At 58.5% G+C, this 24,693-nt stretch carries 22 protein-coding genes and 1 pseudogene; 12 read left to right on the forward strand and 11 right to left on the reverse strand.

From position 1 onward, the window contains the following. The 5 genes from H7850_RS00130 to H7850_RS00150 form a co-directional block, all read right to left on the reverse strand. The gene (locus tag H7850_RS00130; RefSeq protein WP_227367375.1) at nt 1-1,362 is read right to left on the reverse strand and encodes a glutamine synthetase family protein; all 1,362 of its coding nucleotides are present in this window, start codon (nt 1,360-1,362) and stop codon (nt 1-3) included. A gap of 24 nt (nt 1,363-1,386) precedes the next feature. Then, a complete protein-coding gene (locus H7850_RS00135) occupies nt 1,387-2,433 on the reverse strand; it encodes a TRAP transporter substrate-binding protein (protein WP_227367376.1) in 1,047 nt (348 codons plus the stop codon). Between the two features lie 57 nt (nt 2,434-2,490). Then, nucleotides 2,491-3,813, reverse strand: a complete 1,323-nt coding sequence (locus tag H7850_RS00140; protein ID WP_227367377.1) for a TRAP transporter large permease — start codon at nt 3,811-3,813, stop codon at nt 2,491-2,493. Continuing rightward, nucleotides 3,813-4,409 (reverse strand): TRAP transporter small permease subunit, encoded by a 597-nt coding sequence (locus tag H7850_RS00145; RefSeq protein WP_227367378.1) that lies wholly within the window; start codon nt 4,407-4,409, stop codon nt 3,813-3,815. The genes H7850_RS00140 and H7850_RS00145 overlap by 1 nt, the downstream gene beginning before the upstream one ends. Before the next feature lie 242 nt (nt 4,410-4,651). Then, the gene (locus tag H7850_RS00150) at nt 4,652-4,906 is read right to left on the reverse strand and encodes a hypothetical protein (protein WP_227367379.1); all 255 of its coding nucleotides are present in this window, start codon (nt 4,904-4,906) and stop codon (nt 4,652-4,654) included. A gap of 558 nt (nt 4,907-5,464) precedes the next feature. Here H7850_RS00150 and H7850_RS00155 point away from each other — a divergent pair. The 4 genes and pseudogenes from H7850_RS00155 to H7850_RS18295 form a co-directional block, all read left to right on the forward strand. Further along, complete coding sequence (locus H7850_RS00155; RefSeq protein ID WP_227367380.1) at nt 5,465-5,899, forward strand: universal stress protein; 435 nt, start codon at nt 5,465-5,467, stop codon at nt 5,897-5,899. Nucleotides 5,900-6,131: 232 nt separating this feature from the next. Then, nucleotides 6,132-7,499, forward strand: coding sequence for a DUF3360 domain-containing protein (locus H7850_RS00160; protein ID WP_227367381.1), 1,368 nt, complete (start codon nt 6,132-6,134; stop codon nt 7,497-7,499). A gap of 48 nt (nt 7,500-7,547) precedes the next feature. Next, complete coding sequence (locus H7850_RS00165) at nt 7,548-8,675, forward strand: zinc-dependent alcohol dehydrogenase family protein (RefSeq protein WP_227367382.1); 1,128 nt, start codon at nt 7,548-7,550, stop codon at nt 8,673-8,675. A 47-nt stretch (nt 8,676-8,722) separates the two neighbouring features. Further along, nucleotides 8,723-8,863, forward strand: a pseudogene (locus tag H7850_RS18295) (maltose acetyltransferase domain-containing protein); the annotation flags it as partial. Here the strand turns inward: H7850_RS18295 and H7850_RS18300 are convergent. Next, a complete protein-coding gene (locus H7850_RS18300; protein ID WP_227368509.1) occupies nt 8,861-9,127 on the reverse strand; it encodes an HAD hydrolase family protein in 267 nt (88 codons plus the stop codon). The pseudogene H7850_RS18295 and the gene H7850_RS18300 overlap by 3 nt on opposite strands. Between H7850_RS18300 and H7850_RS18305 the strand changes: the two genes are divergently transcribed. Both H7850_RS18305 and H7850_RS00185 read left to right on the forward strand, forming a co-directional pair. Then, nucleotides 9,020-9,247 (forward strand): DapH/DapD/GlmU-related protein, encoded by a 228-nt coding sequence (locus tag H7850_RS18305; protein WP_227368510.1) that lies wholly within the window; start codon nt 9,020-9,022, stop codon nt 9,245-9,247. The two genes, H7850_RS18300 and H7850_RS18305, sit on opposite strands and share 108 nt — an antisense overlap. A gap of 168 nt (nt 9,248-9,415) precedes the next feature. Further along, nucleotides 9,416-9,583: a hypothetical protein gene (locus H7850_RS00185; RefSeq protein WP_227367383.1), complete on the forward strand. Its 168-nt coding sequence runs from the start codon at nt 9,416-9,418 to the stop codon at nt 9,581-9,583. 149 nt (nt 9,584-9,732) lie between these two features. On the opposite strand, the gene H7850_RS00190 is transcribed toward H7850_RS00185, so the two are convergent. Continuing rightward, nucleotides 9,733-10,563 (reverse strand): Crp/Fnr family transcriptional regulator, encoded by an 831-nt coding sequence (locus tag H7850_RS00190; RefSeq protein WP_227367384.1) that lies wholly within the window; start codon nt 10,561-10,563, stop codon nt 9,733-9,735. A gap of 183 nt (nt 10,564-10,746) precedes the next feature. Here H7850_RS00190 and H7850_RS00195 point away from each other — a divergent pair, with 183 nt between their 5' ends. Beyond that, a complete protein-coding gene (locus tag H7850_RS00195) occupies nt 10,747-11,310 on the forward strand; it encodes an ATP-dependent zinc protease (RefSeq protein ID WP_227367385.1) in 564 nt (187 codons plus the stop codon). Between the two features lie 154 nt (nt 11,311-11,464). Here H7850_RS00195 and H7850_RS00200 read toward each other — a convergent pair whose 3' ends face one another. After that, nucleotides 11,465-12,991, reverse strand: coding sequence for a methyl-accepting chemotaxis protein (locus tag H7850_RS00200; RefSeq protein WP_227367386.1), 1,527 nt, complete (start codon nt 12,989-12,991; stop codon nt 11,465-11,467). Between the two features lie 549 nt (nt 12,992-13,540). On the opposite strand from H7850_RS00200, the gene H7850_RS00205 reads away from it, so the two are divergent. After that, a complete protein-coding gene (locus H7850_RS00205; RefSeq protein ID WP_227367387.1) occupies nt 13,541-14,233 on the forward strand; it encodes a fumarylacetoacetate hydrolase family protein in 693 nt (230 codons plus the stop codon). Here H7850_RS00205 and speA read toward each other — a convergent pair. The 3 genes from speA to H7850_RS00220 form a co-directional block, all read right to left on the reverse strand. Next, nucleotides 14,221-16,125: a biosynthetic arginine decarboxylase gene (gene speA, locus H7850_RS00210; RefSeq protein WP_227367388.1), complete on the reverse strand. Its 1,905-nt coding sequence runs from the start codon at nt 16,123-16,125 to the stop codon at nt 14,221-14,223. The two genes, H7850_RS00205 and speA, sit on opposite strands and share 13 nt — an antisense overlap. Further along, nucleotides 16,122-17,084, reverse strand: a complete 963-nt coding sequence (locus tag H7850_RS00215) for a homoserine kinase (RefSeq protein ID WP_227367389.1) — start codon at nt 17,082-17,084, stop codon at nt 16,122-16,124. Before H7850_RS00215 ends, speA begins: the two co-directional genes overlap by 4 nt. 112 nt (nt 17,085-17,196) lie before the next feature. Beyond that, nucleotides 17,197-17,484 carry a DUF2782 domain-containing protein gene (locus tag H7850_RS00220; RefSeq protein ID WP_227367390.1) on the reverse strand — a complete coding sequence of 96 codons (288 nt, stop codon included), beginning with the start codon at nt 17,482-17,484 and terminating at the stop codon, nt 17,197-17,199. A gap of 406 nt (nt 17,485-17,890) precedes the next feature. Here H7850_RS00220 and H7850_RS00225 point away from each other — a divergent pair, with 406 nt between their 5' ends. The 4 genes from H7850_RS00225 (at nt 17,891) to polA (ending at nt 24,682) form a co-directional block, all read left to right on the forward strand. Then, entirely contained in the window at nt 17,891-18,544 is a 654-nt protein-coding gene (locus H7850_RS00225) for a (2Fe-2S)-binding protein (protein WP_227367391.1), read from the forward strand. A 9-nt stretch (nt 18,545-18,553) separates the two neighbouring features. Then, the gene (locus H7850_RS00230) at nt 18,554-19,537 is read left to right on the forward strand and encodes an FAD binding domain-containing protein (RefSeq protein ID WP_227367392.1); all 984 of its coding nucleotides are present in this window, start codon (nt 18,554-18,556) and stop codon (nt 19,535-19,537) included. A gap of 17 nt (nt 19,538-19,554) precedes the next feature. Then, complete coding sequence (locus H7850_RS00235) at nt 19,555-21,771, forward strand: xanthine dehydrogenase family protein molybdopterin-binding subunit (protein ID WP_227367393.1); 2,217 nt, start codon at nt 19,555-19,557, stop codon at nt 21,769-21,771. Between the two features lie 121 nt (nt 21,772-21,892). After that, entirely contained in the window at nt 21,893-24,682 is a 2,790-nt protein-coding gene (gene polA, locus H7850_RS00240; protein ID WP_227367394.1) for a DNA polymerase I, read from the forward strand. Nucleotides 24,683-24,693: the final 11 nt, after the last annotated feature.

Raw genomic sequence — 24,693 nt, forward strand, 5'->3', positions numbered from 1 at the left:
TCATGCCCGTTCGAAGCCGCGCGCGATCTCGTAATCGGTCACCACCCGGGCGAAGTCCTCCATCTCTACCTCGGCGGCCCGCGCATAGTGATCGACCACGTCGTCGCCCATCATCTCGCGCAGCATGGTCGAGCCTTTCAGCGCCGCATGGGCATCGCGCAGATTCTGTGGAATCAAGCCAGTATCGCCGGCGTAGGTATTGCCTTCGGTGGGTGGGTCCAGCTTCAATTTTTCCTCGATCCCCTTGAGCCCGGCGGCCAGCTGCGCGGCCATGGCCAGATAGGGGTTCATGTCCGAGCCGCCGACACGGCATTCGATGCGCACCGATTTCGTACTCTGGGCACACAGACGAAAGCCTGCCGTGCGATTGTCCACCGACCAGATGGTGCGGGTGGGCGCAAAGGTACCCTCCTGGAATCGCTTGTAGCTGTTGATGTAGGGCGCCAGGAAATAGGTGTAGTCCGGGGCGTATTTCAGCAGCCCAGCCAGGTAGTGCTTCATCAGCTTGGACATGCCCAGCTCGTCGCTTTCATCGAAGAAGGCAGAGGCGCCCTCGCGCCATAGCGTTTGATGCACATGACTGGAACTGCCCACCCGGTCCTGGTGCCATTTGGGCAGAAAGGTCGCCGAGCGGCCCTGCTGCCAGGCGATTTCCTTGATCGCGTGCTTGGCGATGGTGTGATGATCCGCGGTCTCCAGGGCGCTCGCATACTTGATGTTCAGCTCTTCCTGTCCCGCTTCGGCTTCGCCTTTGGTGCCCTCCACCGGGATGCCCGCCGCGTAGAGGTGATTGCGCAAGGGGCGCATCACGTGCTCTTCCTTGGTGGTCTGGAAGATGTGGTAGTCCTCGTTGTAGCCGCTGATCGGCGCCAGATTGCGGAAGCCGTCCCGGCGGATCTCATCCAGACTTTTCTCGAACAAAAAGAACTCCAGCTCGGTAGCCATGATGGCATCGAGCCCTTTCTCCTTTAGCCGTGCCAACTGGCGTTTGAGCATGGCACGGGGCGAATGAGGTACCGGTTCGTGACTATTCGGGTCCAGTACGTCGCATAGCACCATGGCGGTGCCCTCCAGCCATGGCATCGGGCGCAGAGTGTCAAGGTCGGGCTTCATCATGTAGTCACCGTACCCCGTCTGCCAGGAGGTACTGGCATAGCCGTCCGGCGTGTCCATCTCGAGATCCGTGGCGAGTAGGTAGTTGCAGCAATGCATCTCCCCCCAACCGCTCGCCACGAAATAGCGCGCATGAAGCCGCTTGCCCATCAGGCGTCCCTGCATGTCGACAAAACACACGAGCACTGTGTCGATCTCGCCATTCTCGACCTGACCGTTTAGAGCCTCGAAAGTCAGCGCGCTGGTCATATCCAGACCTCCCTGTAAGCAGAATTACGCATCGGTATAGCGATAAGGCCGGCCGGCCTTGCGCATATCCGCGTTGTATTGCTTGAAGATCCCGACCACCTTGGCCCTGATCTCGGATCCCTCGGCAAGTTCATCCCAGAATTTCTCGGCGGCATTCTCGACCTGCTCCCATTCGTCATCGGGGATCGAGGTGAGTTTCAGTTTGTCGCCGTTTACGCGCAGCGCCGCTTCGCCGCCCCAATACCAGTACTGGCGATAGTAATGCGACTGCTCGCAGCACACTTCGAACAATAGCTTGAGGTCTTCCGGCAGCTCTTCCCAACGTTTCATATTGACGAAGAAATGACCGATCCAGGCGCCGGAGATGTTGTTGGTCAGGAAGTAGTTGGTCACATCTGCCCAGCCCACGGTGTAATCCTCGGTGATACCCGACCAGGCGATGCCATCCAGCTCCCCGGTCTGCACGGCCACCTCGATATCCTCCCAGGGCAGGGTCACCGGCACTACGCCGAACTGCGACAGGAACCGCCCCGCGGTGGGGAAGGTAAAGATACGCTTGCCTTCCAGATCTTTCAGACTGCGGATAGGCTCCTTGGTGGCGAAATGGCACGGGTCCCAGGCGCCGGCGCTGACATGCTTGACGCCGACCTTGGCGTACTCTTCCTCCCAGATCTCTTTCAGCCCGTAGCGATTGAACAGCACCGGCACATCCAGGCTGTAGCGCAACCCGAAGGGGAAATAGCCGCCAAACACCGCCACCTGGGTAGGGGACGCCATGGAGTCGTCATCCGACTGCACCGCATCGATGGTGCCGCGCTGCATGGCGCGAAACAGCTCACCAGTGGGGACCAGCTGATCCGCATAGGAGAGCTCGATCTGCATGCGCTCTCCGGCGATCTTGTTGAACATATCGATGGCGGGCTTGGCGACGTGTTCCGCCAAGGCGGCGCCGGCATAGGTCTGCATGCGCCAGGTGATCTTAGGCTGGGACTGAGCGACAGCCCGAGTGGCCAGTGGCACCATGGCAGCGCCGGTGGCGGCGGATATTAGAAACTTGCGTCTTGTTGTCATTTTTCTCTACTCCTTGATGGATAGGTAAGGCGCTTGTCGTTGTTCTTCTTGATATTTTCAGCTTCCATAAATATAGCCGGGCAACCACAGGGCGATCTGGGGAAAGATCATCACCAGGCTGAGGGCGACGAGCATCACGAACACGAAGGGGATGATCGACCGATAGATATCCCGCAGGCCGATCTCCGGCGGCGCCATGGCGCGCATCAGAAACAAGTTGTAGCCGAAAGGCGGCGTCATGTAGGCGATCTGGGTGGTGATGGTGTAGAGAATGCCGTACCAGATCAGGTCGAAGCCCAGAGCATCCACCAGCGGCACGTAAAGCGGCGCCACGATCACCAGCATGGCGGTGTCGTCCAGAAAGGTGCCCATCACAATGAAGCTGAGCTGCATCAGGATCAGAATCGTCCAGGGCGAAAGCCCCAGGCGCTGAGTGAACAGATCCTCGATTGCCTTGACCGCTCCCAGCCCGTCGAAGATCGCGCCAAAGGCAAGAGCCGCCAGGATGATCCACATGAACATGCAGGAAATCGCCAATGTCTGGCGCACCGAAGTCTCGAATACCTGGCGCGTCATCCGGCCCTTGAGGATAGCGGCCAAGAACGCCGCCATGGCGCCAATGGCGGAACTCTCGACCAGCGAGGTCCAGCCCTTCACGAAGGGCACCATCATCACCGCGAAGATCACCAGCGGCAGCACCCCCGCCCCAAGCAATCGCAGTTTTTCAGTAAGCGATACGTCGCGTTCTTCAATGGGCAGCACCGGCCCCAGCCTGGGCTGAATGCGACAGCGCACGTAGATGTAGATGACGAATAGCGTCGCCATCATCAGCCCCGGCAACACTCCGGCAAGCCACAGCTGACCCACGGGCTGGCGCGCGATCATCGCGTAGAGCACCAGCACCACAGAGGGCGGCACGAGAATCCCCAGGCTCGAACCCGCCTGGATAACGCCGGTCACCATGATCTTGTCATAGCCGCGCCGCAGCAATTCCGGCAAGGCGATGGTAGCGCCGATGGCCATGCCGGCTACCGAGAGCCCATTCATGGCCGAAATCAGTACCATCAAACCAATCGTGCCGATGGCAAGGCCCCCTTTCACCGGCCCCATCCAGACGTGGAACATCCTATAGAGGTCATCCGCGATACGGCTTTCCGACAACACATAGCCCATGAAGATGAACATCGGCAGGGTCAGCAGCGGGTACCACTTCATCAGCTTCATCGCCGAGGCGAACGGAATGTCCACGCCGCCGGTGCCCCATAGCAGCACACCCGCCAGTGCCGCGACGAAGCCGATGGCACCGAACACACGCTGGCCGGTCAGCAGCAACAGCATCATCGAGCTGAACATCAGGATGGCGATCATCTCGTAGGGCATCAGGCGCTCTCCCCGCGCAGATGGCCAATGTCCCTGAAGAATTCGGCAAGGCCTTGAAGGATCATCAGCAGCACCCCGATGCAGATCACCGCCTTGATCGGCCACATCACGGGTCGCCAGGCGGTCGGGCTGCGCTCCATGAAGCCGAGCTGTTCACTGGCCGCCGTCGGGCCTTGGGTAAGAAACGTCCAGCCAAGATCGAGGAAAAAATCGAAGGGTTCGCTGCCGAAATAACCCAGCGAATAGGCCGACGACACCAGGCCGCCATAAAGCAGCACGCCAAGGTAGTAGATCAGGAAGAACACCGTGATGGCATCGACCCAAGCTTTGGTCTTTGGCGACCATTCGCCATAGAACAGGTCCATACGCACGTTCGACCCGAGTTGGATCGAATAGGGTCCGCCCAGAACGAAGTAGGCCACCATGACGAACTGCGCGGTTTCCAGCGTCCACAGCGATGGGGTCATGAACGCCTTGGAAGCCGAGGACCACAGCAGAACCCCGACCAGCACGAAGATCAGGTACATCGCGATGCGGCCGATGAAGCGGTTCATCGCGTCGATGGCGTGGATATAAAGCAGAATAGCTTTCGGCATTGCCTACCGCCTTTTAGAGTTATTGTGCGGTTGTTTAAATTGTGCCCCTCCCTGATCTGGAGGGATGTTCTTCACGATCAACGCTGACCGTTTGATAAACATAGCAGTTTGGAAAGGATGCGCGAGGAAGGAAGGAGGAAAGGGAGCGATTTGACAATCGCTCATTCAACTATGCGTAACCAGCCAAAGTGCCTTGCCGGTTATCCGATCTTGGAGGGGCTGGCTAGTCGAAGAAGGAATTGTCACGCCACCATCATCATGGCGAGTTTACGTTTGGCCTTGATAAGTATTCGTTTGGCTTTGCTACTATGGAGGCTGGATTTTTTGCTTTTACAGTGTGTCGTGACGAGCTGGTCTTCGGCCTCGATAAGCTGGCGCTTGGCGCTGGCAAGATACATGGCGAGTTCGTCCCGCTCCCGTCGTGCCCTGGCGAGCTCGTTCTGTAAGCGGTGCACCATATCGTTTAGGCCCGCAGCCTCTCGTTCATAAAAGCTCATCATGTATCTCCAAACCGTCGAAGGATGGCTGTGGGCGCCGTCTGTGGAAGAAGGGCGTCCGACTCAATGATCTGAAGGCTGTGGTACTCATGCGTTGCCTATTTCAAGTGTTTTATCGGATTCGGCTGATGAATATTTGCCGCGAACCTGAAGCGTCTAACGTACTCCATTTTGTTCGACTCGCTCCAAGCCAGCACTATGCGTTGTCTTGCTCACAAACTTGGCGCTTATCATAGCGAGTTGGCATTTGGCGCAGGTCAACGCTAACACGGCATTTTCACAATGCGTGACGAGATCGAGCAGTTTGTAATGCATTAGTGCTAATTCTAAAGAGAGTTATTGAACCAATTTAATACTACGGTTTCCATCCATCTCACCTGGCTCTCCACTGTAAATGTGGGCTGAAGCATCTAGTGTTTAGATACCCCTAGGGGTAGAGACAGGTAACTATCTGCGTGCCTTAACTTTTTGATCCAGGTCAAGAAGTTTTTTTTGAATTACGCTAGATTGATTGACGAAGGACTCGCGTTTGCTAATCACGGCTGCCCCGGAGGCGCTATGTACAAGTCAATTCTTGTTCCTGTCGATGGCTCTGCTCAATCTCATAAAGCGCTGGCGCTGGCCACCAATCTGCTCGAACCTGAGCAAGGCATGCTCTACATTCTTAGCGTTCAGGAAGCGCCCCTTGCCAAAGATGCACTTGGACGGTCCGCTGGCGTTCTAGCAACCAATGCCGAGGAGCTTGTGCAAGAAGCCGGGCATGCGCTCATCGAGCAGGCTTGCCAGGCATCAAAGGTCGAAAATGAACGCGTGAAGCACATCGTGCGTGCCGGCCAACCCGCCACCAGTATTATTGCCGAGGCCAAGCAACTCGGCGTCGATGCCATCGTCATGGGAAGCCGTGGTAACAGCAACATAAAAAGTCTGGTAATAGGCAGTGTTTCTCACCGGGTACTGCATGTTGCGACCTGTGCCGTAGTCATCGTACGTTAAGCGATATGCCTAACACCTGCTAGAGAGCATCATTTTCCTGATGCTCTTACTTCTGTTCCCTTGAGTTAGAATTCGCCAATGGATATTTGACGTCCTATGGGTTCCCACCCATAGTTTCATTGCGCCTGGTGGAAGTGCCTGTACATCGACCTCCTGTCATCACGACGCACCTTCGATGTGTAACCTCCATCTGCCGGCGACATATATTTCCCCAAGCCAGGACAACAATAAAATGCGCGATTACCGACGCTCAGATGGTGAGACTCTGTATTGGCCTATGGGCCCTTTCAAACTGCGTTTGCCTTTTCTGCATTATCGCTTCGAGTGGCCCGACTATTTTCAGGGCCTTCTAATGTGTGCGGTGGACCTTGCGGCCATTCCATTGATGACGGAACTTCTCGGAATGCCTTTTGAGGCGGCACTGGCAGTCGTGCTACTCAACGGGTTCCTTTATCTTACTCACCATTTGCTGGGCGACCCGGTAGTACCGGGCTGGATCACCCCGGCTATCCCGCTATTGATTGCCTATTGCGGGACCTTTCCGGAGGGGCCCGATCGTGTTCATGCATTGATCGCATTTCAGTTACTACTTGGGCTTTTCTGTATCGTGCTGGGCTTGTCGGGTCTGTCCAAGCGGGTAGTTAGCCTGGTGCCGCCTGCCATCAAGGCAGGCATCATCATGGGCGCCGGCATTGCTGCAGTGATTGCCGTTTTTGAAGTGGGCGGACGCTTCGAGAGTTTCCCTTGGACCATTTCGATCGCCATCGGTATCGCCTTTTATCTCATCTTTTCTCAGCACTTCAACACGCTGAAAACGCGCAACACGTTCTGGGCCACTCTGGGCAAGCTAGGGATTTTTCCTATTATCGCCTTGGCGATCGTTCTGGCCCCGCTGTTCGGTGAAGCGCCTTGGCCGACCATTGAGTGGGGTATCACTTCGCCAGATTTCGTGACCCTATGGACTGAATACACCGTATTCGGGCTGGGATTGCCGTCTCCCGGCATGTTCCTGCAGGCCATCCCGACGGTGCTGGCGGCCTATATCGTGCTGTTCGGGGATGTGCTGCAGGGCAAGGCGCTGTTGCGAGAAGCGGACGAGAGTCGTCCGGATGAGGATGTGGACTACAATCCTGATCGTGCCCACATGATATTCGGTGGGCGCAACGCCACCATGAGCATCATAGGGCCGGATGTAGCCATGTGTGGCCCGCTATGGGCGGCCATGCACGTGGTCATTGTCGAACGCTTCAAGGAAGGACGCAAAGCCATGGACTCGATCTTCGGTGGCGCCGGCTCCTTCCGTTGGGGAACGAATACCGGACTGCTTCTGATGCCCATTGTTAGCCTTGTGGAGCCGATTCTTGGGGTCGCGTTGGCTTTGACACTATTGATTCAAGGCTATGTAAGCGTGCGGATCGGCATCATGCAGGCACATAGTCAGCGTGATCTGGGCATTGCTGGCGTTACCGCGGCAGTACTTGCAGCGCAAGGTGCTACCTGGGCATTCGCTGTAGGCGTAGGTCTGTGTCTACTGATCTATGGTCGCCACTTCTTTGGTGGTGAAAACGACGAGACGTTTACCAAGGACGTCGACCACTGAACATGCCCGAAACCAAAGCAGAAACTAAAAGCGACAGGAGGCGTCGTCATGAAAACCCGTGCGGCAGTACTCAGAGAAATGGGCGCTGAAACACCCTACAAAGACTCTCAACCCTTGAAGATCGAGGAGGTGGAACTCGACACGCCGGGCAGCAATGAGATTCTGGTTCGTGTTCATGCGGCGGGACTTTGTCACTCGGATCTTTCAGTCATCGATGGCAATCGGCCCCGGCCACTTCCCATGGCGCTGGGCCATGAGGCCGCCGGGGAGATCGTCGAGGTCGGTCCAGGGGTCAAGGATCTGGCGGTGGGCGATCATGTAGTGTTCTCCTTCGTGCCTAGCTGTGGCACCTGCGATTACTGTCTTGCAGGGCGTGCAGCACTCTGTGCTCCCGGTGCCAAGGCCAACAACGAAGGCGTGCTATTGGGCGGCGATCATCGTTTGCATCAGGGCAACGAAACGATCAATCATCATCTGGGCGTTTCTGGCTTTGCCGAACACGTCGTGACCTCGCGCCGTTCGGCAGTCAAGATCGACAAGAATCTACCCTTTGATATCGCTGCGGTATTTGGCTGCGCCGTGCTTACCGGCGTGGGGGCCATCGTGCATACCGCAAAGCTGCGAGCGGGTCAGTCCGTGCTGGTAGTGGGGCTTGGTGGCGTAGGTTTGTCTGCCGTCTTGGGCGCCATCGCCGGTGGCGCTCGCCAGGTGATTGCAGCAGACATCGCCCAGGACAAGCTAGACATGGCAAAACAGCTTGGGGCCACCCATGTCGTTAACTCTTCGGATGAGGACGCTGTGGAGAAGGTGCACTCACTCAGCGGGGGAGGCGTGGATATCGCGGCGGAGTTCGCCGGCGTAGCGCCGGCACTGGAATTTGCGCTGGCCGCTACGGGTAAGGGAGGGACGACCGTCACCGCCGGATTGCCGCATCCAGACACACGTCTGGAGCTTAGCCCGACCAAGATGGTAGCAGAAGAGCGCTGCTTCATGGGCTCCTATCTGGGCGGACATGTTCCCGCGTTGGATATCCCGGAATATGTTGCCCTTTATATGGCGGGCCGCTTGCCGGTAGATAAATTGCTCACCCATCGCATCAAGCTTGATGACATCAATGAAGGGTTCGACCGTCTCGCAAATGGAGAAGCGATCAGGCAAGTTATCCTGTTCGATTAGTGTTTCAAGATGAGAAAAACGGACACAGCATGACTGAAAAAGAGAAGATGGTCGCAGGTGCGCTTTATCACCCAGGCGATGAAGAGCTGATCGAAGACAGCAGCCGTGCACAACTGTTCGTACATCGCTACAACCAGACCACGGTGGAAGATCGTGGTCTGCGACGAGAGTTGCTTAAGACATGCCTAGGCAGTTTTGGTGCCCGTAGCGTCATCAGACCGCCATTTTTCATCGACTATGGATACAACCTTTTCATCGGCGATGGCGTGTTCCTGAACTACGGCTGTGTGCTGCTCGACATCTGCGCCATTCGAATCGGCGACAGGACACAGATCGGCCCCGGTGTGCAGATCTACGCGGCGGATCATCCTCGGGACGCGGCCAGTCGCAATAAGGGGCTGGAGTGCGGACGCCCTGTCATTATCGGCCGAAATACCTGGATTGGAGGCCATGCGGTCATATTACCTGGCGTTACCGTAGAAGACGATGCCATCGTAGGAGCGGGCAGTGTTGTCACGCGAGATGTACCCGCCGGCACGACGGTTTCCGGCAATCCTGCCAAACCGCATTGAAGAACTGCGTTAGAGTGAAATTTGCCAACATTTTTTTGCATTGTTTTACATTCCTGGTGCAATTTCCTGATGCGAAGCAAAGCCTTGTCATGGCATGGTTTGCTAAACTACCCATGCTCGCCATGACAAATGGCATTGCTTAGCGGACATTACGGAGACTTGGTAGGAATGACAGAGCTTGAGTTGGAAGAGGCACGTCTTGCAGATTGCGATGCAGAAGCATATCTGAGGTTGGCAAACGCCATGAAAGAGGCGGGCATCGATTCCGTGACGCCTGGTTATTTATGCAAGCTCGCCGAAAAGATACGCAGTGAAAACTTAGAAGGTGATGACTGACATCCCCTTCAGAATTATGAACCGGTTTTTTCTCATTCGAGTCATGAGCTGACGTAGCTCCGTTAGTAGGGCAATGCACTCGTAATTCACAGGTCGGCGCTTCAAGTCCATGGGCTGATATCCGCTCATGCCGGGCTCTTTGAAGTCTTCTACTGCTTTTCCGCGATTCTTCCATCTTGATCTTCGCTGAAACCGGAAGCTGCTGGGCTGATGGGGATGGATGGCGGTTGCTCTATCAACGACAAATTCCCACCGCCCCACAGGATCTTCAAGTAGCGCTCATCGAATGCCGCTATTTCCCTGAGCTTGGTCGCATCGAGAATGATCAGCTGGAAAAGATGACGTTGCACCAACCCCTCTGCGGCGAGTTGGCTGAAAGTGCGGCTGACGTGCACCGCGCTCATGCCCAATGTATCGGCCAGATCCTGCTGGGTCAGCGGCAACAGGAACTCATCCCGATAGTTCTCGTCGATTTCAAGCAGTCGTGTATGACATTCACAAATAAAATGCGCCAATCGTTGCTTGGCGCTTCGGTGCGTCATGGTGATTCGGCGCTCGGCGAGCATTGCCTGGCGCTGGTTGATGATGGCAAACAGCAGTGCTGCCGTGTTCGGCGAGTCATCGAATAGTTTCAGTAGCGACGAATGAGGCAGTTCGCATACCCAGCCATCGGTCAGCATCACGGCATTGGTACGGCGGTTCCCTGAAGCGATCTGACACAGGCCAAGCACGTCGCCGGGCAAATAGATTTCGAGTAGTTGTCGACTACCATCTTTATGATAATAGATCGAACAAGCCCAGCCGCTGCGTAAAACGAGCAAAGAGTTGGCACTTTCACCTTCCTGCCATAAACAATCACCTGCCTTTCGATGGATCAGTTGGTCTTCTGGGAAGTGATCGAGTAGCGCCGTAACCTCTTTTTCTAGGGTATGGTAAATATCGAAGCGCTTGAAAATACTATCGAATACGACTCGATTCACTATAACTCCCCGGCGGCAAAGTAATCTTCGTGTGAAGAAACCATGCAGGGGAAATATAGCGCTATAACTTAGGTTTATTTTGCCACTGCCAAGCGCGAGAAATCCGTATACAAATGGTAGGATTCCCGGTTTCCAGAGTCTCGCTATGCCTAATTTTCATTCAAACAGGAGAGAGTTGTGTCGATGCGTAAATTGACAGGGAGCGTCGTATTACCCGTATTGATGGCAGTGTTGGGGGCCGGCACGGCCTGGGCGGATGACGACGCCACCTATGGCTGGATCGAAAGAGCCGGAATCGGGTCGCTCGGCGCGGTAGCCAAAGCCAAGCTCGATAGCGGTGCGCTGACCTCATCGATAAATGCCAAGAATATCGAGCACTTCGAGCGTGATGGCGATGACTGGGTTCGCTTCACCCTGACACTTGAAGACCAAAAGAGCGAAGAGAAAGTATCCGAGAAAATGGAATTGCCGCTTCAGCGAAACCTGACGGTTCGCGGTGCCGGTGGCAAGGATGAGCGCCCGGTAGTGCTACTGAAAATCTGCATGAATGATACGATTTATGAGGAGCAGTTCAGCCTCAGAGATCGCAGTGACATGATCTATCCGGTATTGCTGGGGCGGCGCACGATTCAGCACCTGGGCAAGCTCGATGTGACCAAGACCTTTTTACACGACCCCAAATGCAATGCGGAGTCGACGGTTAGATACTTCGATGAGCAAGAGGCGCAAGGCAATATCGGCACCTGAACGACTTTTGCCCCAACGTTTGCTTTGATGCCTGTTCCAATAAGCAGGGCACTGTCCAGTCTCCGAGCGAGCCTAGCGGTTCAGAGGCGGCGATGATTGGCGGGTTAAACAAAAAAAGCGGCCAGAAGTGGCCGCTTGAAGCTTGTCGTGAATATCAGGCCGGTGCCAGGGCGGTCGGGCTCTTCCGGGATATGACCTTCGATTTTTCTTCGGTGGAATCCTGGCGAGGCTGAGTCGTCTGGGTCGATTCGTTTTCCAGGTGGAAGTAGCCGATGGTGGTGGTCAGGTACTGCGCCGCTTCTTCCAGGCGTTCCGCCACCCCTTTGGTGCTGTCGATGGAGCTGGCAGAGAGAGCAAGTGCTTCCTGCATTTCGAGAATACTGGCGTTGAGGGTTTCGATGCCTTGATTCTGCTCGTGGCTTGAGGTGGTGATATCATCCATGCGATTGGAGACCTGCTGGAAGGCTTCCACCACCCGCTGCATCAGTTCTTCGGTGGTGCGCACCTGCTCCACGCCGGACTTTACCTGTTGATTGGAATGATCGACCCGTTCGCGAATCGATTGCGCCGTGTGAGCCGTGCGCTCTGACAGCCCTCGTACCTCGTTGGCCACCACGGCAAAGCCGCGCCCCTGTTCGCCGGCTCTGGCCGCTTCCACGGAGGCATTCAGCGCCAATAGATTGGTCTGGAAGGTGATGTTGTCGATCTCACCCAGCAGTTGTGCAATATCCCGGGCGCTTTCATCGATATGAGACATGGTCTCGCTGAGCTGGGCCACGCTTTGTGCACCTTGACGAACGGTGTCGCCGGTCTGGGACGCCAGTTGATTGGTACGCTCCGCCTCTGCCGCGCTCTGACGAGTCGAAGTCGAAAGCTCTTCGGTGCTGGAAGCGGTACGCTCGATCTGTTCGGCGCTGCGCTGGGCCTGCTGCTGAAGCGTCTGCTGCGCCGCAGTGGTGTCGGCACTCAAGGTATGTACCGTTACCGCGGTCTGGCGCACCTCCTTGAGCACGCTGGTCAGCTTGGCCTGCATGCTGGCGATGGCATCGAGAGCAGGGCGGCGGCGCTGTTCCTGGGTAAATTTCGCGTCGAGCTTCCCCTGTTCCGCTTCCCGAGCGAAGTCGGTGATTCTTAGTCCATCACCAATGACCTGATGCAGTGTGTTGCTCAGATAGCCCAGAATGAACGCGTGAACCACCACGGCACCCGCATGCATTGCCAGGCACATGATCAGATGCATGACATTGCTGGGGGTAACGCCCTGATAGATATGTGTCCAGCCAAGATATTGTAGATAGGTAAAGCCGATATGATGTGCGGCGATCACCCCGGCACCAGCCAGAATCACCCGCCAGTCACAGTAGAGAATCAACGCCGAAAGCATGATGAAGATGCTGAAATGTGCCTCGATCATGCCCCCGGTTTGGTCGATCAATAGAGCAGAAAAGCCCATGAACAGGGCAGCCATGGTCATGCCACTGAACAGCGTGCCGGCCCAGGTGCGAGTAATCAGGTAAGCCAAGGGCACTGCCGTCAGGGCAAAGCCGACTACTGACAGCCAGCTGCCATTGAGAATCCCCGCCACTAGACAAATGGCAAGATTGAGCAGTGCCAGCGCCCACATCACGCGGTCGATGCGGCGTCGATAAGCGCTGGGTATCTGGCTCCTAGACGAATTCATGTCGATATTCTCCTTTTCCGGTTTTGTGTTGTACATTAGTTGTGCAAAATTTGTGTAGAAATGGGGTCGGTAAATCTGCAAAAGGTTCGAATGTTGAGTTCAAATTGCTGCTAATCAGTATTATCGACTTACGGCACCAACTCTTGAGGGGTTTCTTGAGTAAAGAGAATCGCTAAGGTGATTCGGATCAAGTTCACGCAGCTGTCGTCGCAAAAATGCTTTTTTGTACAAGATTTGTACCAAAGCGCGGGCTGTATGTAGCTGCTGTAGAATAGTTGCAATGATGAGTCGCTCGAGCGGCATTCGAGAAAGCAAAATTTGTAGATCGGCGTTAAATCAGATGGAGGGCTCGGTTAGAATCCCGATAGTCGTTAGGGAAACGCTGAATAAATCGGCGAATGGAATGAAGCGCAAGGCGCACGGCACGCAGAAGGCGAGACATAACATGGGGTTAGGCGAGCCATCGAGTACCGCGCAACGCAGCGATTCGCCCATGCAGACATTTATTCAGTGTTTCCTTAGTTATGGCCCCAATTTCAGGAGATAACTATGCGCTTCGCTCCCCGTTTCACCGATGGCCGATCCTTCGATCAACCTCTGGGCAAGATCGTTTGCGTGGGGCGTAATTACGCCGAGCATGCAAAAGAGCTCGATAACCCCGTGCCCAGCGCGCCGCTGTTGTTCATCAAGCCGGCGACCAGTGCTGTAATGCTTGAAGAGACGATCGCGATGCCCAGCGAGCGGGGCGAGGTGCATTTCGAGACCGAGCTTGCTCTATTGATCGGTGAGACGTTGACGGGGGCATCGCCGCAGGCGGCGGAAGCTGCGGTAGTAGGAATCGGACTGGCGCTGGATCTGACGAGGCGCGACGTTCAGGCCCAGCTAAAAGAGAAGGGGCACCCCTGGGAAATCGCCAAGGCGTTTGACGGCGCCTGCCCGCTGTCGTCTTTCGTTGCAATTGAGAATGCTCCGGACTGGAGCAGTCTGGCATTTAGCCTGGATATCGACGGCGAGCGCCGCCAGACCGGCCAAACCAGCGACATGCTGTTCCAGATACCGACGCTGCTGGCGGAAATGAGCCGACACTTCACCCTGGAGCCGGGCGATGTGGTGCTGACCGGCACACCGGCGGGAGTCGGGCCACTGCCGCCTGGCGCCGAGCTGCGTTTCATTCTGGAGGCGGGAACCAGCCACGCGGGGCTCGATATCAAAACCCGCGTGGACGATGCTCATTCAAGATAGGTATAGCCTTCAAGCCCCGCGATCAGGTCATCCATGAAGTGTTCGCGTTCCTGCTCGCTCAGGCGGCTGTTGTGCAACTGAGCTTGCAGCCGCTCGCGCAATACCTGGGCATCGAAGTCCACGTAGCGCAGCACCTCGGCGACGCTATCGCCCTGGCGCAAGGTCGATAGCCGCCAACGGCCTTGATCATCAAGGGCCACATCCACGGAATCCGTGTCGCCGAACAGGTTGTGCAGATCGCCCAAGATTTCCTGATAGGCCCCCACCAGGAACAGGCCTAGTAGCCTGTCAGCGCCGTTTTGCCATTCCGGTAGCGGCAAGGTGGCCTCAAGCCCCTGGCCGTCCACGTAGCTGTCGATGCGCCCGTCGGAGTCGCAGGTGATGTCTTGAATAACCGCTCGTCGGGTCGGCTCTCGGTCGAGCCCGGAGAGCGGCAGCACTGGAAAGACCTGGTCGATGCCCCAGACATCCGGCACGGACTGAAACAAGGAGAAGTTGACGAACAGCTTGTCGGCGAGCTTTTCCGCGAGTTCGTCGATGATCTCCCGATGGGCGCGATTGCGGCTATCGAGTTTGGCTCTCAAGCGCTGACAGGCGGCAAAATAGACCGCTTCGCCTTCGGCCCGGGCCTCAATGCCCGCTAGCCCCAGCACGAAGCGCTCCTGTAGCTCGCCTATCGCCTGCACCAGATCGTGATAGGCCTCGACCTGGCCTCGAGGCTCCGCCGTCGTCGCCAGCCGATCGAAGACCTCCCATAGCTCCCCCACCTGAGCATCCTGCTCGGCCAGACGCCGCTCGGGGGGCTTCTCTCCGATGCGCTCTTCGTCGATCACGTTGGTGATCAACACCGCATGATGGGCAGTCAGGGCGCGACCGGATTCTGAAATCAAATGGGGATGAGGGGCGTCCTCGGCCTCACAGGCCTGGCGGAAGGCCCACACCACGTTGCTGGCATATTCATCCATGGAGTAGTTGATCGAGCAGAAGCTGCGAGAGCGAGTGCCCTCATAATCGATGCCAAGACCACCGCCCACGTCCACGGTGTCCACCGGGGCGCCAAGTTCGCGCAGGCCCTGATAGAACCGCGCGCATTCGCGTAGGCCGCGCTGAATGTCGCGAATGTTCGCAATCTGAGAGCCGAGGTGAAAATGCACCAGCTGCAGGCTATCCAGCGCCTTGGCTTGGCGAAGTTGCTCGATCACCCCGAGGATCTGGGTCGCGGTCAGGCCGAACTTGGACTTCTCGCCGCCGGTATTCTGCCATTTGCCCTTACCCACTGAGGCCAATCGTGCCCGCAGACCGATACGAGGCCGCACCTCCAAACGTTCGGCCTCTTCCAGAATCAGCGCAAGCTCCGAGAATTTCTCCACTACCAGGTAGACCCTGTGACCGAGTTTCTCCCCCATCAAGGCCAGGCGCACATATTCCCGATCCTTGTAGCCGTTACACACGATCAGTGAAGGACCATCACCGGATAGCGCCAGTACCGCCAACAGCTCCGGCTTGCTGCCGGCTTCGAGCCCGACCCGACCACGGCCGCGCTCCTGAGTGGCCAATATCTCCTCCACCACCCGGCGCTGCTGATTGACCTTGATCGGATACACCGCGGTATAACCGCCGACATAGGACGCTTCTTGCATGGCGGCATCGAAGGCTGCGCAGAGTTGCTCGACCCGGTCGTGGAGAATATCCGTGAAGCGCACCAGCACCGGCAGGCGCAGGCCCGCCTCGCGCAGCTGATCGACCAGAGCGTTCAAGGGCAGGGCGGGACCTTCGGTCTCACTGCCCAGCGGCCTGACCACGGTATTGCCCTGATCGTCCACATCGAAATAGCCGCTGCCCCACTGATCGATATTGTAGGTGCGGCGGGCCTTGGCAGCGGGGGATGTCATGAAGGAGTCTGCTCCGGTAGTGCCAGGGCGCCGTGTTCGATGCGTTGAAGGAGAAGGCGACGAAACTGCTCTGGGTCGTGAGGGGTCAGTTCGTGGGCCGGCGGGTCCACATGAACTACCAGCAGCCGGGATAGCCAATAGCGCAGGGCGGTCATGCGCAGCATCAGCGGCCAGCACGTCCGTTCGGCTTCATTCAGCGGGCGGCGGGCTACATAGGCGTCGAGCAGGGCGTCGTGACGCGCCTGGTTCAAGCTGCCATCGGTGTCGCTGGCCCAGTCGTTGATGACGGTGGCTAGATCGAAAAGCAGATCCCCGGTACAGCCATTGTAGAAATCGATGAGCCCACCGAGCGTGTCGCCATCGAACAGCGTGTTATCGCGAAACAGATCGCCATGGATGGCGCCTTGGGGCAGTACATTCTGTTGGTCGAATACCGTCTGGTAGACCGCGATCTCCTCGCGCATCAGCGCCTGATCTTGGGGCGACAGATAGGACATCACCCGAGGATGGGCTTCAAGCAGCCAGTTTAAATCCCGCGGATTGGCGCGCTGCCCCGGGAAGCGTTGCGATACATGATGCATGCGCCCAAGTGCATCTCCCAGGGCGCGGCATTGGGCCAGGTTTGGAGATCTGGGGTGTTTGCCCGGCAGGCGCGGGAACAGCAGCGCCGGCTTGTCCGCCAGGCTTTGTAACGCGATGCCGTGGCGATCATGAACCGGACCGGGAACCGGCAGATGGTGCTCGGCCAGATAGTCCAGCAGTTCGACGAAGAACGGTAGTTCGTCGTGCTGACCTTGTTCGAACAAGGTCAGTACCAAGGACGCGCGATCTGTGGTGACGAAGAAGGTTGAGTTTTCGGTACCGCTGGGGACGCCTTCGAGTGCTTTGAGACGGCCTATATCGAAACGCTCGAGAAAATCGGCGACCTGAGAATCGCTCAACGGGGTGAATACAGCCATGGTGATCTCGCGCTGGATGTCGAGGGAGCATTGTAGCGGCTCGATCATTCATCGGGCAGGGGCCTGCGGCGATTACGCTACCGCAGGGAAATAGAGGCGCTCTGTCAAACGGCTACCAGGAGAACAGCACCCAGTTGGGAACGGCGATACGCTCATCATCGCTGCGCCTGAAGTCCCCATCCCCGTCGTCGTCTACCAGAAAATAGGCAGGGCCTGCCTTTGGCTCGATCCTGATGGCGTAAAGCTGGCCATTGACCCGGTATTCCCGAATGGTGCGATCCTCTTCCTGGCGCACGGTGATATCCGGGGCGTCGGAATTTTCCTGGGCGGACACCAAAGGCGGCGAGCCCAGTAGAACGACGGCGAGAAGCATGCTCGGAACAAGACGGTATAGGATCATGGTGTCTCCCGGGTGACGAACAGACTGTCTGATGTTCACGTCATGGTACCAGTGTATTCATGATATCGGCGATTGTGCATTCAACTTGATGCATTAAAGATGCGCTTCCGCAATAAGGAGGCGGGGAAGGTGTCATTATCATCGAGCTGTCAGAACCGCCAAAAACTCACTTAAAACGTCAGGCTTCGAAAGGCAAATAAGAGCCTGGGGCTTGTTGCGTTGCTAAATGGGCTGCTATCGTTAGTTGAACAAGCGTTTGCTGACATCAAACGGCAAGCGCTTTTCCCCGCCGACGATCTGGCCTTCGTCTTTTTTCTGTAGAGATGTGTTTTCGAAAGCGCTGATAAAAGCGTTCATGACCGTGTGCTGGCGGTACCCCTACGCCGTACCCAAAAAGGAGATCCCCATGGCCGACGACAAAGATCGGTTCGTCGACGCCGCTCATTCCCCGGAGCGGCGGCGTTTTTTGAAAAGTGTGGGTGCCTCGGGACTGGCCGTGGCCGCCGCCCCGGCGTTTTCTCAGGTAAGTTATGCCGGGTCGCCGGATGATGGTGATCAGGACGTTGAAGCACCGCCTGCCGAAGGGCGCCGGCGCATTACCCTGAGCGTCAACGGCAAGCGCCATCAGCTCGATGTAACGCCTAACGTGATCCTGCTCGACGCGCTGCGCGAAGGCCTGCACCTCACCGGCACCAAGAAGGGTTGCGATCACGGCCAGTGCGGTGCCTGCACCCTGCTGGTCAACGGCGAAGCCATCAACTCATGCCTGAGCCTGGCGGTAACCCATGATGGCGATGAGATAAGCACCGTCGAGGGTCTCGAGCGCGACGGCGAGCTTCACCCGCTGCAGCAGGCGTTCCTCGAAGAAGACGCCTATCAGTGCGGTTACTGCACCTCGGGGCAGATGATGACGGCGCTGGCGATTCTCAATGACAAGGACATCGGCGAAAGCGACGCCGAGGTGCGTGAGGCCATGAGTGGCAATATCTGCCGCTGTGGCGCCTACAAGAACATTCTGGCGGCGGTGCAGTCGGCCCGCGGCAAACTCGGCACCGCCTAGGAGAACCTCATGCGCCTTTTCGATTATTCCCGGGCTGACAGCCCCGAGCAGGCCGTGACGGCCCACAGCCAGGCCCAGGAATCGGCCTTCCTGGCCGGCGGCACCACGCTGCTGGATCTGGTCAAGCTCGACATCATGCAGCCCGAGCACGTCGTCGACGTGAACGGCCTGGCCCTCGATCGCATCGAACCGCTCGACGATGGGCGTCTGCGCATCGGGGCGATGGTCACCAACACGGCGCTGGCGCGAGATCCTCGCGTGCGCAAGCACCATGCGGTGCTTTCCCAAGCGCTGCTGTCCGGAGCTTCCACCCAATTGCGCAACAAGGCCACCACCGCGGGCAACGTGATGCAGCGCGTACGCTGTCCGTATTTTCGCGACGGCGTCTCGCCCTGCAACAAGCGTGAGCCCGGCACCGGCTGTGCCGCCATCGGCGGCCTCAATCGCAGCGTGCACGCCGTGCTGGGCACCAGCGACCAGTGCATCGCCAGTCATCCCTCGGACATGTGCGTGGCCATGGCAGCCATTGGCGCCACGCTTACCGTGCAGGGGGAGAAAGGACAGCGCGAGATCGACTTCGCCGACTTTCATCTGCTGCCCGGCGAGCATCCCGAGCGCGAGCACGCCCTTGAACCCGACGAGCTGATTACCCACGTGACCCTGGCTGCGCCGCTTGCAGGCAACCGCTCGCATTATCTGAAGCTGCGCGATCGCAGTTCCTATCAGTTCGCCCTGGCCTCCAGTGCCGTGATCGTCACACTCGATGGCAATACCATCCGTGATGCGCGCCTCGCCCTGGGCGGCGTGGCCACCAAGCCCTGGCGCGCCGACAAGGCTGAACAGGCTCTGATCGGCCAGCCCGCCACCACGGCGAGCTTTGAGAAGGCGGCGCGGATCGCCTTCGAGGGCGCCAAGGCCTACCGCCACAACGCCTACAAGATTCCGCTGGGTCAGCAGGCGATCGTTCGCAGCCTGACCACGGTCACCACCTGATTGAAGGGTTCGCCATCATGAGTAAAAGCATCATCGGCGCGGCCAGACCGCGCATCGACGGGCCTGAGAAACTCTCCGGTCGGGCCACCTATACCTCGGACAATCATCCGCCAGGCATGGTCTACGCTTACGGCGTATTCAGCACCATCGGTCGCGGACGTATTCGCGGTATCGACGTCACCGAGGCCAAGCGCATGCCTGGGGTGATCGATGTCTTTCATCACGGACATTTCCCCAAGCTGTATCGAACACCAAGCTCCTTCGTTCAGGAAAATACCGTGGACGAGACGCGCCTGCCCTTCGAGGACGACCGCGTCTATTATCCCGGTCAGTTCGTGGCCCTGGTGGTCGCCGACTCCTTCGATCAGGCCCGGGCGGCGGCCTACCGCGTCAAGGTCGACTATGCCGAAGAAAAGGCCATCGCCACGCTCGAGCAGGCCATGGCCAAGGCCACGCCCAAGGAAGACGCCAAGAGCGGTCACAGCCGCGGCGATCCGGACGGCGCTTTTGATGCGGCGCGGCACAAGGTCGATGTGACCTACGTCACACCCATGGAAACTCATAATCCCATGGAGATGCACGCCAGCGTCGCCCATTGGGAAAACGGCGACCTGGTGCTGTACGAGGCTTCCCAGGGCGTGGTTTTTGCGCGCAACGTCATGGCCAAGGTGTTCGGCCTGGCGCCGGAGCGCGTCGAGGTGCGCTCGCCCTTCATCGGCTCCGGGTTCGGCAGCAAGCTGTGGATCTGGCCTCACGCGGTGGCCGCCGCCGCCGCGGCGCGGGAGGTCGGGCGACCGGTGCAGCTGGTGGTGCCGCGCCAGGAGATGTTCACCACCACCGGTCATCGCCCCGCGACGCATCAGCGCCTGCGGCTGGCCACCGACGACAGCGGCAAGCTCGTGGCCTTGAGCCACGACTCGGTGAATACCACCTCCCAGGTCAACACCTACGTCGAGCGTACCGGCACCTGCACCAAGAGCCTCTACGCCTGTCCCAACCTGCGGGTCAGCCACGCTACCGTGCCCGCCAACCACGGCACGCCGACCTCCATGCGGGCGCCTGGCGCCGCGCCGGGGTTGTTCGCGCTGGAAGCGGCCATGGATGAAATGGCCGAGGCCATCGACATGGACCCGCTGGAGTTCCGCCGCGTCAATTACACCGATCGCGACGAGAGCATGGAATTGCCGTTTTCCAGCATTCACTTGCTGGAGGCGTTTGATCGCGCCGCCGACAGCTTCGGCTGGGCCGACCGCAATCCCAAGATCGGCGCCATGAAGGAGGGCAACGAGATCATCGGCTGGGGCCTGGCCGCCTGCAACTGGGAAGCGCTCAAGCAAGCCTGCGATGCCCGGGTGTCCCTGCGCGCCGACGGCACCGCCTTTGCCTCTTGCGCCACGCAGGATATCGGTACCGGCACCTATACCATCGTCGCCCAGGCGGTCAGCGACATCACCGGCATCGCGCTGGACAAGATCGAGGTGCAGCTGGGGGATTCCTCCTACCCTTCGGGGCCGATTTCCGGCGGCTCCTGGGCCACCGCCACGACCTTGCCCGCCATCGCACAGGCCAGTCGTGCGGCAATCGAAGCCCTCAAGAGCTACGCCACCGGCGACGGCGGCGCCTTCGCTGGCGCCGAGCCAGACGACTTGCAGTTCGCCGACGGTGAGCTGCTCGACGGCAACGGCAAGCGAGTAGCCTACACCGAGGTGCTCAGCCAACTGCGCCTGGCCAATGCGGACGGCGAAGCGCACACTCCGGCCGCATCCAAAGACGAGTATTCGTTTCGCTCCTTCGGCGCTCATTTCGTCGAGGTGCGCTGGGACCCGGGCATTTCCAACCTGCGCGTCTCGCGAGTGGTCAGCGCCATCGACGTCGGCCAGGTCATCAACGCCAAGACCGCCGCCAATCAGGTCGAGGGGGCGATTGTCATGGGCGTCGGCATGGCGCTGTTCGAGAAGACCGAGTACGACGAGGACAGCGGCCTGCCGGTCAACAACAACTACGCCGAATACCTGGTGCCGGTACATGCAGACCAGCCCGAGGTGGAGGTCATCCTGCTGGATCACCCGGACTATGCGTTCAATGAGTTCGGCGCTCGCGGCATTGGCGAGATCGGCATCACCGGCCTTGCCGGCGCCGTGGCCAATGCCGTGTATCACGCCACCGGCAAGCGTATTCGCGAACTGCCCATCACCCTCGACAAATTGATGGACGACATACCGCATAGCGCCTAGGCCTGAAAACGCTGCGATCATCGTCTGGGGTGATCGCAGCGCTTCTCACGGTGAATACCTGACGGTTCGAGCCCGCTTGCGTATCATGGACGCACCGAATGTCTTGTCAGGAAGCCTTTTCATGGCCGCAACACCCATCGTTCTCGTCGACGGTTCCTCCTATCTCTACCGCGCCTTTCATGCGCTGCCACCGCTTGCCACGTCAAAGGGCAAACCCACCGGGGCGGTCAAGGGCGTGCTCAACATGCTCAAGAGCCTGATCAAGCAGTATCCGGATAGCCCCATGGCGGTGGTGTTCGATGCCAAGGGCAAGACCTTTCGCGACGAGCTGTTCGAGCAGTACAAGGCCCATCGCCCCCCGATGCCGGATGATCTGCGCGAGCAGATCGAGCCCCTGCATGCCTGCGTGAAGGCACTCGGCCTGCCGCTTCTATGCATCGAAGGGGTCGAGGCGGACGACGTCATCGGCACCCTGGCGCGCCATGCCACCCAGGCCGGTCGCGACGCGGTGATCTCCACCGGCGACAAGGACATGGCCCAACTGGTCAACGGCCATATCACCCTGGTCAACACCATGAAGGGCGAGACGCTTGACGTTGCCGGGGTGGAGAACAAGTTCGGCCTGCCCCCGGAATTGATCATCGACTTCCTGGCGCTGATGGGGGACAAGGTCGACAACATCCCCGGCGTGCCCGGGGTGGGCGAAAAGACCGCGCTTGGCTTGCTGCAGGGCATTGGCGGCATGGATGCGATCTATGCCGATCTCGACAAGGTGACTACCCTCTCCGTGCGTGGCGCCAAGTCCCTGCCCAAGAAACTCGAAGAGAATCGAGAACAGGCCTATCTTTCCTACCAACTCGCCACCATCAAGACCGACTGCGAGCTGCCGGTGGGGCTCGACGATCTGGATATCGCCCACCCTGATCGGGAGGCGCTGGCCGCGCTCTACCGTGATCTCGAGTTCAAGAATTGGCTGTCCGAGCTGCTGGAAGGCAAGGACCAGGGCGTCGATGACGTTGAAGGCAAGAATACGCTGCGTGACGAAACGATCGAGGAGGATGCCACCCTCGCCGCCCCGGAGCGAGAAGATCACACCCTGCTGACCCAGGCCGAATTCGATGACTGGCTGACGCGCCTGAAGCAGGCGGAGGAATTCTGCTTCGATCTGGAAACCACCAGCCTGAACTATATGGAAGCGGAGATCGTCGGCATCGGGCTAGCGCTGAAGGAAGGCGAGGCGGCTTATATTCCCGTGGCCCACGACTATCTCGACGTGCCGACGCAGCTCGATCGCGATGCGGTACTCAAGGCACTCAAGCCGTTGCTGGAAGATCCGAGCAAGACAAAGATCGGCCAGAACCTGAAGTACGATATTTCCGTGCTGGCGAGCTACGACATTCGCGTGGTGGGGCCGTTGACCGACACCATGCTCGAGTCCTACGTGCTCAATTCCACCGCCACCCGGCACGACATGGATTCCCTGGCGCTGAAATATCTGGGCCAGAAGACCATCAGCTTCGAGGAGGTGGCCGGTAAGGGCGCCAAGCAGCTCACCTTCAATCAGGTGGCCCTCGAACAGGCGGTGCCCTATGCCTGCGAGGATGTCGACATCACTCTGCGCCTGCATCAAGTGCTGCGCCCCAAGGTCGAGGCGGAAGGGCGCTTGAGCGAGGTGCTGGACGACATTGAACGCCCGATGATTCCCGTGCTCTCGCGCATGGAACGTACCGGGGTGGCGCTGGATGTCACTCGTCTGCACAACCAGAGCCAGGAGCTTGAAACGCGCATTCGCGAACAGGAAAAGGAAGCCTTCGAGATCGCCGGGCGGGAGTTCAACCTTGGCTCGCCCAAACAATTGAGCGAGATTCTGTTCGAGGAACAGAAGATTCCGGTGATCAAGAAGACCCCCAAGGGCGCGCCTTCCACCGCAGAAGCCGTGCTCGAAGAATTGGCCCTGGACTACCCGCTGCCCAAGGTGATCATGGCTCATCGCGGGCTTTCCAAGCTCAAGTCCACCTACACCGATAAGTTGCCCCGGCTGATCAACAAGAGTACCGGGCGCATTCACACCAGCTACCATCAGGCGGTGACCGCTACCGGGCGGCTGTCGTCTTCGGACCCCAATCTGCAGAACATCCCGATCCGTACCGAAGAAGGGCGCAAGATTCGCCAGGCTTTCATTGCCCGGCCTGGTTACAAGATCGTCGCGGCGGATTACTCTCAGATCGAACTGCGCATCATGGCGCACCTGTCCGAAGACAAGGGGCTGCTGGATGCCTTCGCCAACGACCGGGACATTCACGCTGCCACCGCCGCGGAAGTCTTCGGCGTGGCACTGGACAAGGTGTTGCCGGATCAGCGGCGCAGCGCCAAGGCCATCAATTTCGGCCTGATCTACGGCATGAGCGCTTGGGGCCTGGGGCGGCAGCTACGCGTCGAGCGCGGCCAGGCCCAGACCTACATCGACCGCTATTTCGATCGTTACCCGGGGGTGGCCCGCTTCATGAACAACATTCGCTCCCAGGCCGCGGAGGATGGCTTCGTCGAGACCGTGTTCGGTCGGCGTCTTTACCTACCCGAGATCAACTCTCGCCAGCACGCACGGCGTCAGGCCGCTGAGCGCACCGCCATCAACGCCCCCATGCAAGGCACCGCCGCAGACATCATCAAGCGGGCCATGATCGACGTCGACGCCTGGCTCAATCCGCTCAAAGGCGGGGGCGAGAAAAAAGCCGAGTTCGATGCGCTGATGGTCATGCAGGTTCACGACGAGCTGGTATTTGAGGTCAAGGAGGAACAGGTGGGCGACTTCATTGGCAGCGTTAAGCAGCGCATGCAGAACGCCGCCGAACTCAAGGTGCCGCTGATCGTCGAGGCGGAGGCCGGGGATAACTGGGACGAAGCGCATTGAGGATTTAGTGA

This window comes from Halomonas sp. M20 (assembly GCF_020622265.1).
Taxonomy (GTDB): domain Bacteria; phylum Pseudomonadota; class Gammaproteobacteria; order Pseudomonadales; family Halomonadaceae; genus Modicisalibacter.